14 protein-coding genes are annotated in these 12763 nt (G+C 57.0%); 4 read left to right on the top strand and 10 right to left on the bottom strand.

Translation table 11 applies throughout. From position 1 onward, the window contains the following. Nucleotides 1-6: 6 nt before the first annotated feature. The 7 genes from hpxK to hpxU all read right to left on the bottom strand — a co-directional run bounded on the left by hpxK (nt 7) and on the right by hpxU (nt 6376). Nucleotides 7-1266, bottom strand: a complete 1260-nt coding sequence (hpxK, locus tag AC6I8L_RS04145; RefSeq protein ID WP_058961558.1) for an allantoate amidohydrolase — start codon at nt 1264-1266, stop codon at nt 7-9. Further along, nucleotides 1263-2498, bottom strand: a complete 1236-nt coding sequence (locus AC6I8L_RS04140; RefSeq protein WP_058961559.1) for a pyridoxal-phosphate-dependent aminotransferase family protein — start codon at nt 2496-2498, stop codon at nt 1263-1265. The genes hpxK and AC6I8L_RS04140 overlap by 4 nt, the downstream gene beginning before the upstream one ends. 20 nt (nt 2499-2518) lie before the next feature. Continuing rightward, the gene (locus AC6I8L_RS04135) at nt 2519-3250 is read right to left on the bottom strand and encodes an amino acid ABC transporter ATP-binding protein (RefSeq protein ID WP_058961560.1); all 732 of its coding nucleotides are present in this window, start codon (nt 3248-3250) and stop codon (nt 2519-2521) included. Further along, a complete protein-coding gene (locus AC6I8L_RS04130; protein ID WP_058961561.1) occupies nt 3231-3887 on the bottom strand; it encodes an amino acid ABC transporter permease in 657 nt (218 codons plus the stop codon). Before AC6I8L_RS04130 ends, AC6I8L_RS04135 begins: the two co-directional genes overlap by 20 nt. Then, nucleotides 3884-4552 carry an amino acid ABC transporter permease gene (locus AC6I8L_RS04125; RefSeq protein WP_038648825.1) on the bottom strand — a complete coding sequence of 223 codons (669 nt, stop codon included), beginning with the start codon at nt 4550-4552 and terminating at the stop codon, nt 3884-3886. Before AC6I8L_RS04125 ends, AC6I8L_RS04130 begins: the two co-directional genes overlap by 4 nt. A 4-nt stretch (nt 4553-4556) precedes the next feature. Beyond that, entirely contained in the window at nt 4557-5342 is a 786-nt protein-coding gene (locus AC6I8L_RS04120) for a transporter substrate-binding domain-containing protein (protein ID WP_058961562.1), read from the bottom strand. A 194-nt stretch (nt 5343-5536) separates the two neighbouring features. Beyond that, nucleotides 5537-6376: a MurR/RpiR family transcriptional regulator HpxU gene (gene hpxU, locus AC6I8L_RS04115; RefSeq protein ID WP_058961563.1), complete on the bottom strand. Its 840-nt coding sequence runs from the start codon at nt 6374-6376 to the stop codon at nt 5537-5539. Nucleotides 6377-6555: 179 nt separating this feature from the next. Here hpxU and AC6I8L_RS04110 point away from each other — a divergent pair, with 179 nt between their 5' ends. The 4 genes from AC6I8L_RS04110 to hpxZ are packed head-to-tail and all read left to right on the top strand — an operon-like array spanning nt 6556 to nt 10119. Continuing rightward, the gene (locus tag AC6I8L_RS04110) at nt 6556-8142 is read left to right on the top strand and encodes a gamma-glutamyltransferase family protein (RefSeq protein WP_058961564.1); all 1587 of its coding nucleotides are present in this window, start codon (nt 6556-6558) and stop codon (nt 8140-8142) included. Between the two features lie 11 nt (nt 8143-8153). After that, the gene (hpxX, locus tag AC6I8L_RS04105) at nt 8154-8339 is read left to right on the top strand and encodes an oxalurate catabolism protein HpxX (RefSeq protein ID WP_034825399.1); all 186 of its coding nucleotides are present in this window, start codon (nt 8154-8156) and stop codon (nt 8337-8339) included. Then, nucleotides 8336-9733, top strand: a complete 1398-nt coding sequence (locus AC6I8L_RS04100) for an AtzE family amidohydrolase (protein ID WP_058961565.1) — start codon at nt 8336-8338, stop codon at nt 9731-9733. The genes hpxX and AC6I8L_RS04100 overlap by 4 nt, the downstream gene beginning before the upstream one ends. Nucleotides 9734-9735: 2 nt before the next feature. Next, nucleotides 9736-10119 carry an oxalurate catabolism protein HpxZ gene (gene hpxZ / locus AC6I8L_RS04095; RefSeq protein ID WP_058961566.1) on the top strand — a complete coding sequence of 128 codons (384 nt, stop codon included), beginning with the start codon at nt 9736-9738 and terminating at the stop codon, nt 10117-10119. Nucleotides 10120-10226: 107 nt separating this feature from the next. On the opposite strand, the gene puuE is transcribed toward hpxZ, so the two are convergent. The 3 genes from puuE to AC6I8L_RS04080 are packed head-to-tail and all read right to left on the bottom strand — an operon-like array spanning nt 10227 to nt 12671. Next, nucleotides 10227-11186, bottom strand: a complete 960-nt coding sequence (gene puuE, locus AC6I8L_RS04090) for an allantoinase PuuE (RefSeq protein ID WP_058961567.1) — start codon at nt 11184-11186, stop codon at nt 10227-10229. A 34-nt stretch (nt 11187-11220) separates the two neighbouring features. Continuing rightward, nucleotides 11221-11952: an allantoin racemase gene (hpxA, locus tag AC6I8L_RS04085; RefSeq protein WP_058961568.1), complete on the bottom strand. Its 732-nt coding sequence runs from the start codon at nt 11950-11952 to the stop codon at nt 11221-11223. Then, the gene (locus AC6I8L_RS04080) at nt 11949-12671 is read right to left on the bottom strand and encodes a GntR family transcriptional regulator (protein WP_058961569.1); all 723 of its coding nucleotides are present in this window, start codon (nt 12669-12671) and stop codon (nt 11949-11951) included. The genes hpxA and AC6I8L_RS04080 overlap by 4 nt, the downstream gene beginning before the upstream one ends. Between the last annotated feature and the right edge of the window lie 92 nt (nt 12672-12763).

Below are 12763 nucleotides of genomic sequence, written 5' to 3'. Positions count from 1 at the left end.
GGCTCCTTAAGCCTGTGCCAGATCGTTGACCGCTTGCAGATAAGCCTGCACGCCCAATGCCACATCGGCTACCTGCACGGACTCGGCTGGATGATGGCTAATACCGCGATAGTTGCGCACGAACAGCATACCCACTGGCCAGCGATCGGCGATCGCAATCGCGTCGTGCCCTGCGCCGCTTGGCAAAGAAACGCTGCGGCCCTGTACGGTTTCCACCGCATGGCTCAGCGCCTGTTGCAAACGTGCATCACAGGCGGTTGCCGCAATACGGTAATACTCGCTAGCGGTAAAAGTCAGTCCACGCCGCAAGGCAATCGCTTCGGCTTGTGTCAGCAGCGCGGACAACAGGCGCTCCAGCGGCTCATCCTGCGGCCCACGCACATCCAGTGAAAACTGCACTTCACCGGGGATAACATTCACGGCGCCCGGCAAACAGCTCAGGGTGCCGACCGTGGCCACCAGTTGTGGATCTTGCTCGGCAGTGGTGTGTTCAACAAACACCATCCACTCGGCGGCGGCGGCCAGTGCGTCTTTACGATGGGTCATCGGCACCGTGCCAGCGTGGCCCGCTTCACCGATAAAGCTGCAATTCAAACGACGCGCGCCGTTAATCGCGGTCACCACGCCAAGCGCCAAATCTTCCTGTTCCAGACACGGCCCTTGTTCTATGTGCAGTTCAAGGTAAGCCGCAATGTCGTTGACGTCGCGTGCTGCCTGCAAAATGTTGGCAGCGTCCAGACCGAGATCCTGCATCGCTTCCGCCACAGTTATACCGTTTCCATCCGGATGCGTTACCCAACTCTCGGGCCATGTGCCGGTAATCCCCCGGCTGCCCAACAGCGTGATGCCAAAGCGCGTGCCCTCTTCATCGCCGAACCCGACAATCTCAATCGCCAGCGGTAAGCGCAGCTGACGATCGTGCAGCCACTGTACGGTTTCAATAGCACTCAGCACACCCAGCATGCCGTCATAGCGCCCGGCATTGCGCACCGTGTCCAGATGAGAGCCCAACAGCAGCGCCTGCGCGCCGGGTTCAGCAGACTCATAACGACCGCAGATATTGCCCACAGCATCTTGCCAGGTGGTCATGCCGGCCGCCTGCATCCATTCTGCCACGCGGGCGTTGGCGCGGACCTGTTCAGGCGAGAGATAGACACGCGTCAGACCATCCTCACTTTCACTGATTTCAGCCAGGGCATCGCAGCGTGCCATGACGCGGGCAGCGGCGGACTGCGCCTCGCTGGCGGTCATCAGGCTGTTGCTCATGCGTGGCTCCCGTAATGATCCCACGCCGCCTGCATGGCCGCGCCTTGTGTCGAACGGTAACCCACATGGTTCAATACCGCTTCCAGCGCGCTCAGGGTTTGCATCACGCAATCTTTGCGCGCGTTGTAGCCCATGGTGCCGATGCGCCACACTTTGCCGTGTAGCGGGCCAAACGAGGTGCCGATCTCAATACCAAAATCTTCCAGCACCAATTTGCGCACCTGGTCGCCATTCACACCCTGCGGGATCACCACACCGAGCACGTTGTTCATTTTGTGTTTCAGGTCGCCAAAGGTTTCGAGGCCCATGCCCTGAATGCCTTTCAGCATCGCCTCGCCGTGCAACTTATGACGTGCAATGCCGTTATCCAGCCCTTCCTGCATCATCAAACGCGCGCACTCACGTGCACCAAACAGCGCGGTGGTGGCTTCGGTGTGGTGGTTCAGACGTTCCGGCCCCCAATAATCCATGATCATGCCGAGATCGAAATAGTTGGAATAAATCATCTCCTCATCACCATCCTGATGATCCGCGGTACGGATGCCCTCTTCCACACACTTACGTTTGCGGATCACCGCTTCCATCTGCGGGCTGAGGGTGATCGGAGAAGTACCCGACGGACCGCCAAGGCACTTCTGCATACCGGCAGAGACCGCATCCAGTCCCCAGGCATCGGTTTCCAGCACGTTACCGCCCAGTGAAGCGGTGGCATCGGTATAGAACAGCACGCCGTATTTCTGGCAAATGGCGCCAAGTTCTTCCAGCGGCTGCAGCATGGTGGTAGAGGTATCGCCCTGCACCGTTAGCAGCAGGCGCGGCTGCACTTTTTTGATCGCGTCTTCGATCTGATCCGGAGTGAATACTTCACCCCACGGCACTTCAATAGTGTGCACTTCCGCGCGGCAGCGGCGGGCAATTTCACACAGCAGATGACCAAAGCGGCCAAACACCGGCACCAGCACTTTGTCGCCCGGACGGATAGCCGAGAGCAGAATCGCTTCGATACCGGCGCGCGAGGTGCCGTCAATCAACATGGTCCAGCGGTTTTCGGTACGAAATACACCACGATACAGCGCCATCACTTCATTCATGTAGTGCGTCATCGCCGGATCGTACTGACCCAGCAGCTGGCTCGACATGGCGCGCAGGACACGCGGATCGGCGTTGATAGGACCAGGGCCCATCAGCAGGCGTTGTGGTGGATTAATTTGCGAAAACTGACTGATATCCATGTGCTATTCCTTTTGAAGACTTAAAGACGGACGCTGGAGATAAACTGTTTAAGCTCGGCGGTCTGCGGATTGGCAAACAGCGTTTTGCTGTCACCCTGCTCCCAGACACGGCCCTGATGCATAAACACCACGCGATCGCCCACATCACGGGCGAAGTTCATTTCATGGGTAACGAGGATCAAGGTCATGCCCTCGGCAGCCAGCTGTTCCAGCACCTTCAGCACTTCGCCCACCAGCTCAGGATCGAGCGCTGAGGTGATCTCGTCACAGAGTAATACTTTCGGCTGCATTGCCAGCGCACGGGCAATCGCCACACGCTGTTGTTGTCCACCGGATAAATTGGCCGGGTAGTAGTTGATGCGTTCGCCGAGGCCGACCTTTTCCAGCATCTGCGTGGCCAGCTCGCGACATTCGGCTTCGCTTTTCTTCAGCACCCGGCGCGGCGCCAGCATCACGTTTTCCAGCGCGGTCATGTGCGGGAACAGGTTGAAGTTCTGGAACACCATGCCCACCGAGCGGCTGATTTCACGCGCCTGGGATTCACGGTCGGTGATCGTCATACCGCCGAGTTTGATGCTGCCTTCCTGGTAGCCCTCCAGTCCGTTCATGCAGCGCAGCAAGGTACTTTTGCCCGAGCCGCTGCGGCCGATGATCGAAATCACCTCGCCGTTGTCGATATCCAGATCGACACCTTTCAGGACGTGGTTGTCGCCGTAGTACTTCTGGACCTGATTAATGGTGATGAGCGGCATTGAATTTTTTCTCCAGGTACTGGCTGTAACGCGACAGCGGATAACACATCAGGAAGTAACCCAGCGCCACCAGGCCAAATACCTTAAAGGGCTGATACGTCACATTGTTCAAAATTGTGCCGGCTTTCGTCAGCTCGACGAAACCGATAATCGAGGCCAGCGCGGTGCCTTTAATCACCTGAACGGCAAAGCCCACGGTCGGCGCGATGGCGATGCGAATAGCCTGCGGTGCCACCACGCGAAACAGCGTTTGACCAAAAGTCAGTCCGAGGCAACGCGATGCTTCCCACTGGCCCTTCGGCAGCGCACGAATACTGCCGTGCCAGATATCCACCAAAAATGCGCTGGTGTAGAAAGTTAATGCCAGCGAAGCGGCGGTCCAGGGCGCCACATCAATGCCAAACAGCCCGACGCCAAAGAAGGCGAGGAACAGCTGCATCAACAACGGCGTGCCCTGAAACAGTTCGGTGTAGCAGCGAATCAGGCGCGTCAACCATGGGCGCTTCAGCAGGCGTAAAAACAGCAGCGGTAAGGTCACCAGCGTGCCGCCAAAGAAGGCCACCAGCGACAGTAAAATCGTCCAGCGCGCCGCCAGCAGCAGGTTGCGCAGGATGTCCCAGTCAGTAAAGGTTGTCATGCGGGCTGCGCTCCAAACCATTTACGCCCCAGCGCCAGCAGCAGCTGTCGCATGGCAATCGACAACGCCAGGTAGATCAACGTGGTCACCAGATAGACTTCAAAACTCAAGAAAGTGCGTGACTGAATCAGGTTGGCGGCGAAGGTCAGCTCTTCGTACGACACCTGCGACACCACCGATGAACCCAGCATCACAATGATGCATTGGCTGACTAGCGCCGGATAAATACGTTGCAGCGACGGCGGCAGAACCACGCGGATAAAAGTCTGCGTGCGGGTCAACCCCAGCACACGGCCCGCTTCCCACTGCCCTTTCGGCGTCACCTGAATCCCGGCGCGGATAATTTCAGTGCTGTACGCGCCAAGGTTAATCAACATCGCCAGCAGCGCTGCTTCGCCCGCCGTCAGTTTCAGACCAAGATTGGGCAAACCAAAGACGATAAAAAACAGCTGTACCACGAATGGCGTATTACGGATCAGTTCGACATAAACGCCCCAGATGCGACTCGCCCAGCTCGGTTTGCCACTGCGCAGTGCCGCGCCGAGAATCCCCAGGCTCACCCCGCCGACGGTGGCCAGCACCGTTATCTGAATCGTGACCCACAGCCCTGCCAGTAACTCTGGCCAGTGCGGCCAGAGATCTGCAAAATTGAGTTGCCCAATCATTGCGTTATGCGCCGAGGTTAGCTGGCAGTGGGGCTTTCAGCCACTCTTCTGACAGTTTGTTCAGCGTGCCGTCTTTAATGCCCTGCTCAATCAACACGTTCACTTTGTCTTTCAGCGCTGGCTCATCTTTCTTCAGGCCGATAAAGCACGGTGAATCTTTTAGCATGAACTGCGGCACCGGCGCTTTTTCTGCGTTCTGGCGCGCAATGGCAGCCACCACGAGGTTACCGGTCGCGACATACTGCACCTGACCTGACAGGTAAGCTGACAGCGTGGTGTTGTTATCTTCATAACGCTTCACCTGCGCATCTTTTGGCGCCACATCGCTCAGCACCATGTCTTCCACCGCGCCACGCGTCACACCAATTGATTTACCGCTTAACGCTGCAGCATCTTTCAGTGGCTCACCTTTCGGGCCAAATACCCCAAGGAAGAACGGCGCATAGGCACGGCTGAAATCGATCACTTTCTCGCGTTCGGCGTTTTTGCCCATGCTGGAGATCACCAGATCCACTTTATCGGTTTGCAGATAAGGCACGCGGTTGGCGCTGGAGACCGGCACCAGCTGCAACTTCAGTTTCATCTGCTTCGCCAGATACTTGGCCATGTCGATGTCATAGCCTTGTGGCTGTAAATCGGTACCGACTGAACCAAACGGCGGGAAGTCCTGCGGCACCGCAATGCGGATGACGCCACGCTTCTGAATGTCTTGTAGCTGATCGGCCATCGCACTGCCGACCTGAGCCATCAGCAATGCTGCGCCTGCGACTGCCAGTAAAACTTTTTTCATTATGCACCCCGGTGAGTTTATCGTGAAACAAAAGATTCTTGATAAAACGATTTGCAACTAATGTGCCAACCGCAGGGTGTGGGGCGCAAAGGGAAGAAAAACGAATAAACACGGAGTTTAAGGCGATAAAAACGGGCATTACGCCCGTATTAAAACCCGATCAAAAAAGGTGCAAGGCACCAAAGTGGTGCCCACTATCGGTGTTCCAGTTCATCCAGGTGCTGATAAAGATCGGCAATTTGATGAATACGCTGACGACCTTGCGACAGCATTTCATGCAGCAGTGCATTTGCCAGCAGGTTGATCAGACTCATCGCCGAGGCATAGCTATCAAAGGCGGAGACGCTATCAAGCGGCGCGCACAGCTGCCAGTGTGCCATGGTGATAATACCCTGCGCCTGCGGCTCGCACAGCGCCAGCACCGGGATGTTGCTCTGCTGTAGCTGCTGCATCAGCGGGCGGATGATACGTGGACGGCGGCGGAAGGCCATCACCACCACAATATCTTCGGGTGTGATATCCACCAGCTCCTCGCCCAGCGTCTGGCCGGGTTGTGGTAACACATGTACCTGCGGACGCGCCTGCATCAGCTGCTGACGCAGGTGCAATGCCACCGGATAGGCGTTACGCATGCCGATAATAAACACCCGCTTTGCAGCACCCAGCGCCTGAATCACTTCGCCAAACTGCTGCGGGTCGATGCTGTTCACCCACTGCGTCAGGTTGGCCATCTCCTGCTTGTAATGACGCGACAGTAAGGTATTGCCCTGCACTGCATCGCGATTGTCGGTGAGGGGCATCCCACTCTGACGCAGCGTACGCAGCTCATCACGCATGTCCTTGTATTTCTCATAGCCCAGACGTTTAAACAGGCGGCTGACTGTCGCCTTCGATACCCCGCTCAGCCGCGCCAGCTCTGCGCTGTTGTAGCTGATCAGGTCATCAAAATGGTCAAACACAAAATCGGCAATACGCTGCTCCTGCGGCGACAGTTGCGGATAGTGACTGCGAAGGCGTTCATCAAGCTGTTTCATCATTGGTCCTGTAACTTTCGTTTCATCACAAGCTAGCACAAATCGATCCACATTGATGCCCAACCCAAAACTGGAACAGCTCTTGCTTAGATCACCTCACGGATTTGTAGGGTCACTTTTTATGACCAACACCAACCCCATTCACACCCTACAAAAGAATCAACAATGAAGAGTTCACTATGATACAGAGCAACATGGCCCCGCTCGGCATGGCCGTCACCCCTCACCATCTTGCCAGTGAAAGTGCACTGGCGGTTTTACGCGAAGGCGGTAACGCGATCGAAGCGATGGTAGCGGCAGCGGCCACTATCGCGGTTGTCTATCCGCACATGAACGGCTTGGGTGGCGATGGGTTTTGGTTGGTCGTGCCGCCCAATGGCGATCCTATCGCTATCGATGCCAGTGGCGCAGCAGGCTCACTCGCCCACCTCGACTTCTATCACGGCGAAAGCCATATTCCGCATCGCGGTCCTAAAGCAGCGCTCACTGTAGCAGGCACGGTGAGTGGCTGGCAGGAGGCGTTAACGCTAGCTGAAGAGCTAGGTTCTGCGCGGTTGCCGTTAGCCCGTTTGCTGCGTGACGCCATTCGCTATGCTGCCGATGGCATTCCTGTTACCGCATCGCAGGCTGCAGCCACTGCCGCAAAGCAACATGAATTGCTTGATCAACCCGGCTTCGCTGCGACCTTCTTGCCTGACGGCACCGTGCCTGGTGCCGGTAGCCGTTTTACCCAGCCCGCGCTTGCCAATACACTTAGCGTGTTGAGTGAACAGGGTCTGGAGAGTTTCTATCGCGGCGAACTGGCCCACCATCTGGCACGTGAGATGACCGCGCTGGGGATGCCGATCACCCTGGAAGATTTGCAAAAACACCACGCGCGCCGCTGTACGCCGCTGCATCTGGCACACAGTGAAGGTGACATCTGGAATATGACGCCACCAACGCAGGGTTTGGTATCGCTGGCGATTTTGGGTATCACCGACCGCCTGAACATGGCGGAGGCCGATGAAGCACAAACCGTACACCGCATTGTTGAGGCCACTAAAAAAGCCTTTGCCTTGCGCGACAAACACATCACCGATCCGCGTCAGATCGACTTCAATGTGCAAGATCTGCTGGATGCCGATCACCTTGCCACACTGGCGGCACAAGTTGATGACCAACAAGCCGCGCCGTGGGGAACCGGACGAGGTCCTGGCGATACCGTATGGATGGGGGTGATGGACAGCAGCGGGCTGGCCGTTTCCTTTATCCAGAGCATCTATCACGAATTTGGCAGCGGCGTGGTGCTACCGGGTACAGGCATTACCTGGCAAAACCGCGGTGCAGCCTTTAGCCTGCAACCGGGCCATCTGCTAGCGCTGGAGCCCGGTAAACAACCGTTCCATACCTTAAATCCAGCGGCTGCGCGCCTGAAAGATGGTCGCACGATGGTTTACGGATCAATGGGGGGCGATGGCCAACCACAAACGCAGGCGGCGATTTTTACCCGCCACGTGATTCAGGGTCAGCCGCTGCAACAGGCGGTCAGTGCACCGCGCTGGTTGCTGGGGCGAACCTGGGGACAATCCTCTGACTCTCTCAAACTCGAAGCGCGCATGTCAGCAGAAACGGTGCAGCAGTTGCGCGAACTCGGTCATGACGTTGAGCTGTTGCCTGATTTCAGCGAAGTCGTCGGCCACGCTGGCGCCATCGTCAGACACAATAACGGCATGCTGGAAGGTGCCTTCGATCCACGTAGCAACGGCAGCGCAGCCGGCTTTTAAAGGAAACCATCATGCATTCGCAACCGGACTGGGCGGCCTATATCGCTCAAATGGAACAGATTCTGGCTCTGGAGCTGGACGAAGCACGTCGCGCTGAATTGCTGGTGCAGTTCAATCGCATCGCCGCCATGGCTGAACCGCTCATGGCTTTCCCGCTGGATGACCGGCTGGAAGTAGCAGGAGTGTTTCATCCATGAAACTGGCATCGTTATCCATCAAAGCGCTCAATCATGCGCTGAATCAAGGTGATATTAGCGCCCGTGAAGTGGCGCAACAGACGTTGAACGCCATTGAACAGCACAATCCTGCACTCAATGCGTGGACCGAAGTCACCGGTCAGCGCATGTTGCGCGAAGCGGATCAGGTCGATTTGCAACGCCAGCGCGGTGAAGTATTGCCTGTGCTGGCGGGTATTCCTTATGCGGTTAAAAACCTGTTTGATGTCGCCGGTCACAGCACCCTTGCTGGTGCCAGCTTATTCAGTGAACGTGCAGCGGCCCGCGAAGATGCGTGGGCGGTGAGTCGACTGCGTCAGTCCGGTGCACTGCTCTCCGGCATGCTGAATATGGATGCCTATGCTTACGGCTTTACTACCGAAAACACCCATTATGGCCCGACCCATAATCCGCGCGATTTGAGCCGCGTGGCCGGTGGTTCCTCAGGCGGCTCGGCGGCGGCTGTCGCGTCAGGCTTAGTGCACTTCTCACTGGGCACCGATACCAATGGTTCGATCCGCGTGCCGGCCTCGTTGTGCGGTATCTATGGACTCAAACCGACCTTTGGTCGCTTATCGCGCAGTGGCAGCCATCCTTTTGTCGCCAGCCTCGATCATATCGGTCCGTTTGCTCGCTCGGTAGAAGATTTGAGTCTGGTGTACGATGCGCTGCAAGGTCACGATGCCAGCGATGCTTTCCAGGCAGCGCAGGCGAAGGAACCGACCAGTGACGGATTAGTAAAAGGCGCAGAAGGCATACGTAGCGCAGTGCTGGGTGGTTTCTTTTCGACCTGGTGCAGCGAAGAAGCGCGTGCCGCCGTGCAAGTGGTGGCACAAGCGCTGGATGCCAGCGAAGCCGTCACGTTAGCCAACGCGGAAATTGCCCGTTCAGCGGCCTTTATCCTCACCGCCTCAGAAGGCGGCAATCACTATCTGCCCGCTTTGCGCAATATGCCCGAGCAATTCGAACCGAACTCTCGCGAGCGTCTGCTGGCCGGAGCGATGCTGCCTTCCGCGTGGTATGTGCAGGCGCAGCGCTTCCGCCGTCATTTCCAACAGCAGGTGTTACCGCTGTTTGAACAATTCGATGTCCTGATTGCACCGGCGACCCCTTGCACCGCGACCACCATTGGGCAAGAGACGATTCATATTAACGGCCAGGATTTGCCGACGCGCGCCAGTATGGGCATGTTAACGCAGCCAATTTCCTTCCTCGGCTTGCCGGTCTGTACCGTGCCTTTGCAAACTGCCAGCGGATTACCGATTGGCTTACAGTTAATCGCAGCACCGTTTAAAGAACATCTTGCACTGCGCGCCGCCTGGGCACTGCAGCAGCAAGGGTTGACCCTGCCACAAACTACCCTGATGGATGCGTAACCATGACACCTGAACATATTGATCGTCCTGCTGTGCTGGCTGAGGTGACCGCTGCGTTTTATCGCTATGAAGAAGCGCTGGTAAGCAACAATGTTGATGTGCTGGATGAATTGTTTTGGCACGACGATCGCGCCGTGCGTTTGGGCGCAGGGGAAAATCTGTATGGCATTGATGAGATCCGTGCATTTCGCGCTGCCCGTCCATCGAAGGGATTGGCGCGCACGCTACGTAATACGGTGATCACCACCTTTGGAGATGACTACGCGGTGTGCAGCACTGAGTTTACGCGTGAAGGCGTGGAGAAGATTGGTCGCCAGCAGCAAACATGGGTGCGCATGCCTTATGGGTGGCGGATTGTCGCGGCGCAGGTGAGTTTAATGATCTAGCGGGGTAAACCGGCGCTCGTCAGTATGACTTAACTCGCGTGGTCAGGGCCGGTACGACAGTTCATGTCGTACCGGCCAAATGTGTCGGCGCGGAGTATCGCTGGTCGTTAAACAGCAGGAGCCGGGTGCGTCTCCATCCAGTGATCGGCGATTTGCTGGCGCGTACAAACCCACACATTCTCATGCTGCTGGATATGGTCAAGGAAACGCTGCAAGGCACGGAATTTGCCCGGGCGGCCCAGCAGTCGACAGTGCATGCCAATCGACATCATCTTCGGCGCGGTGTCGCCCTCTTCATACAACACATCAAAGGTGTCACGCAGATAGACAAAGAACTGCTCAGCGGTATTAAAGCCCTGCGGCGAGGCAAAGCGCATGTCGTTACACTCCAGCGTATAAGGAATGATCAGATGCGGTTTCACCGTGCCATCCTGACAGGTCACCTGCGTCCAGAACGGAAGATCGTCGCCGTAGTAATCGCTGTCATAACTGAAGCCGCCGTTCTCCACCACTAAGCGGCGCGTATTCGGGCTGTCGCGGCCGGTGTACCAGCCGGTAGGTGCTTTACCAAACAGATCGCGCAGCACATCCACCGCCTGCTGCATATGCTGGCGCTCGGTTTTAGCATCCATCGACTGATAATGGATCCAGCGCCAGCCGTGGCTGACCACGTCATAATCCGCGGCTTTGATCGCTTCCACAATCTCCGGGTGACGCGCCAGCGCCATCGCCACGCCAAACACCGTCAGCGGCAACCCGCGCTTCTGGAATTCGTTGTGAATGCGCCAGAAACCGGCGCGCGAACCGTACTCGTACAGGGAATCCATCGACATATGGCGATCGGCATAACTGGCGGCGCCAATGATATCGGACAGGAATTGTTCAGATCCTGCATCGCCGTGCAGCACATTGTTTTCTGCCCCCTCTTCATAGTTGAGGACAAACTGCACCGCCACTTTCGCGTTGCCCGGCCACTGTGCGTGCGGCGGATGGTTAGCATAACCAATCAAGTCACGCGGGTAGTTTTTGTTGAAGCTGTACTCTTTCTTTTCAGATACATCACTCATTCTGTAAATTCCTTAGTCAGTCCTCAACCAGCACTTAGTTTAGGTGCTGAAATGCGCCGCTGAGCGGTTTTTCAATCGGGTAATCTAAATCGCCATGTTTGCTGGTACCCAAGCCCAGCGCCACCAGTGATTCCACCATTTTTACCGCCGCGCTGACGCCATCAATCACCGGCAGACCCAGCTCTTTCGTCAGCTCCTGTGCCAGTGAGGCCATACCGCCACAGCCCAGAACTATCGCGCCGCTGCCATCTTCTCGCTTCGCCTGAATGCAACGCTGGCGCACTTTTTCCTGCGCCACACCGCTGCCATCTTCCAGCGCCAGCACCGGGAGATCGATAGCGTGCAACGCCGCACAATGATGGGTAAAGCCATATTGTTGCAGCAGATGGCGGGCAATCACCAGGGTGCGCGGTAGCGTGGTGACGATTGAAAAGCGTGTCGCCACCAGCGTTGCCGTGTGCATCGCGGCTTCCGCAATGCCGATCACCGGACCGCTGGCCAGTTCACGCGCGGCCAGCAATCCCGGATCGCCGAAACAGGCAATAATGTGGCCACTCACGCCCTGTGCTTTGCCGACCCTGACCTGTTCCAGTACGCCGATCGCCGCAATGGCTTCATCGAAGTGCCCTTCAATCGATGGCACACCCTGGCTTGGACACACTGCAAGGATCTCAGTACCCGGCGCCGCTACCGCACGTGCGGCTGCACCGATGGTTTCTGTCATCGCCAGGCTGGTATTGGGGTTGATCACCTGAATCAGGCTCATGATGCGGCTCCATTGTGACCGGAAAATAACCGGGTGAAGTCGGGTAAGGTTTCGCCGCTGCGCTCAAAATGCAGGCTGGCCACGATGTGTTCGAAGTGATGCTGTAAGGCTGCGGTGAGCGCGGGAAGATCTTTCTGCCGCAGTAGCTCCACCAGCCGATCGTGATGATCGCAACGACACCCGCGCTGCCAGGGCGCACCATAGGCGGCAATCACTAATGATGAGCGCTGTGTCAGGCGCGTCACCATATCCGTCAGCACCTGATTACCGGAAATCGCCTGTAGCTGAATATGAAAAGCCGCAGAGAGCCGAATTGCCGCCGCACCATCGTGCTGTTCGTGAGCCTGCTGCTCTTCCTCAATGAGTGTGCTCAGGGCAGCAAGGTGTGGTGGCTGAACGTGAGCCAGCACCGCGGGCAAATTGGCGCACTCGAGTAAGCAGCGTGTGGCAAAGATGTCGCGCGCCTCGTCAACGCCCGGCGTGGCCACTTGTGCACCACGCCTGGGCGACAAGGTGATCATTTGCACCGCCGCGAGGCGTTGTAGCACCTTGCGAATGCCGGTTCGGCTCACACCAAAAGCTTCTGATAGCGCCTCTTCTGGCAATTTGCTGCCCGGTGGCAGCTGATGTTCCACAATGGCGGTGAGTAATGCCTGATAGATGGGTTCGTCGCGATCATTCAGATCGGCAGCCGTTTTCTGGCCTGTTTCGCTCTTCATTACCTGCTCCGGTAAGTGTCTGTGCACAGCACATCGTATACGTGAAATTAATTTTTTGTATACAAGAAATCAATTCTGGCCTGGATCCTGCA

This window comes from Type-E symbiont of Plautia stali (assembly GCF_059731115.1).
Note: the sequence above shows the minus strand (reverse complement) of the source record. Positions and strands in the feature narration are given on the sequence as shown.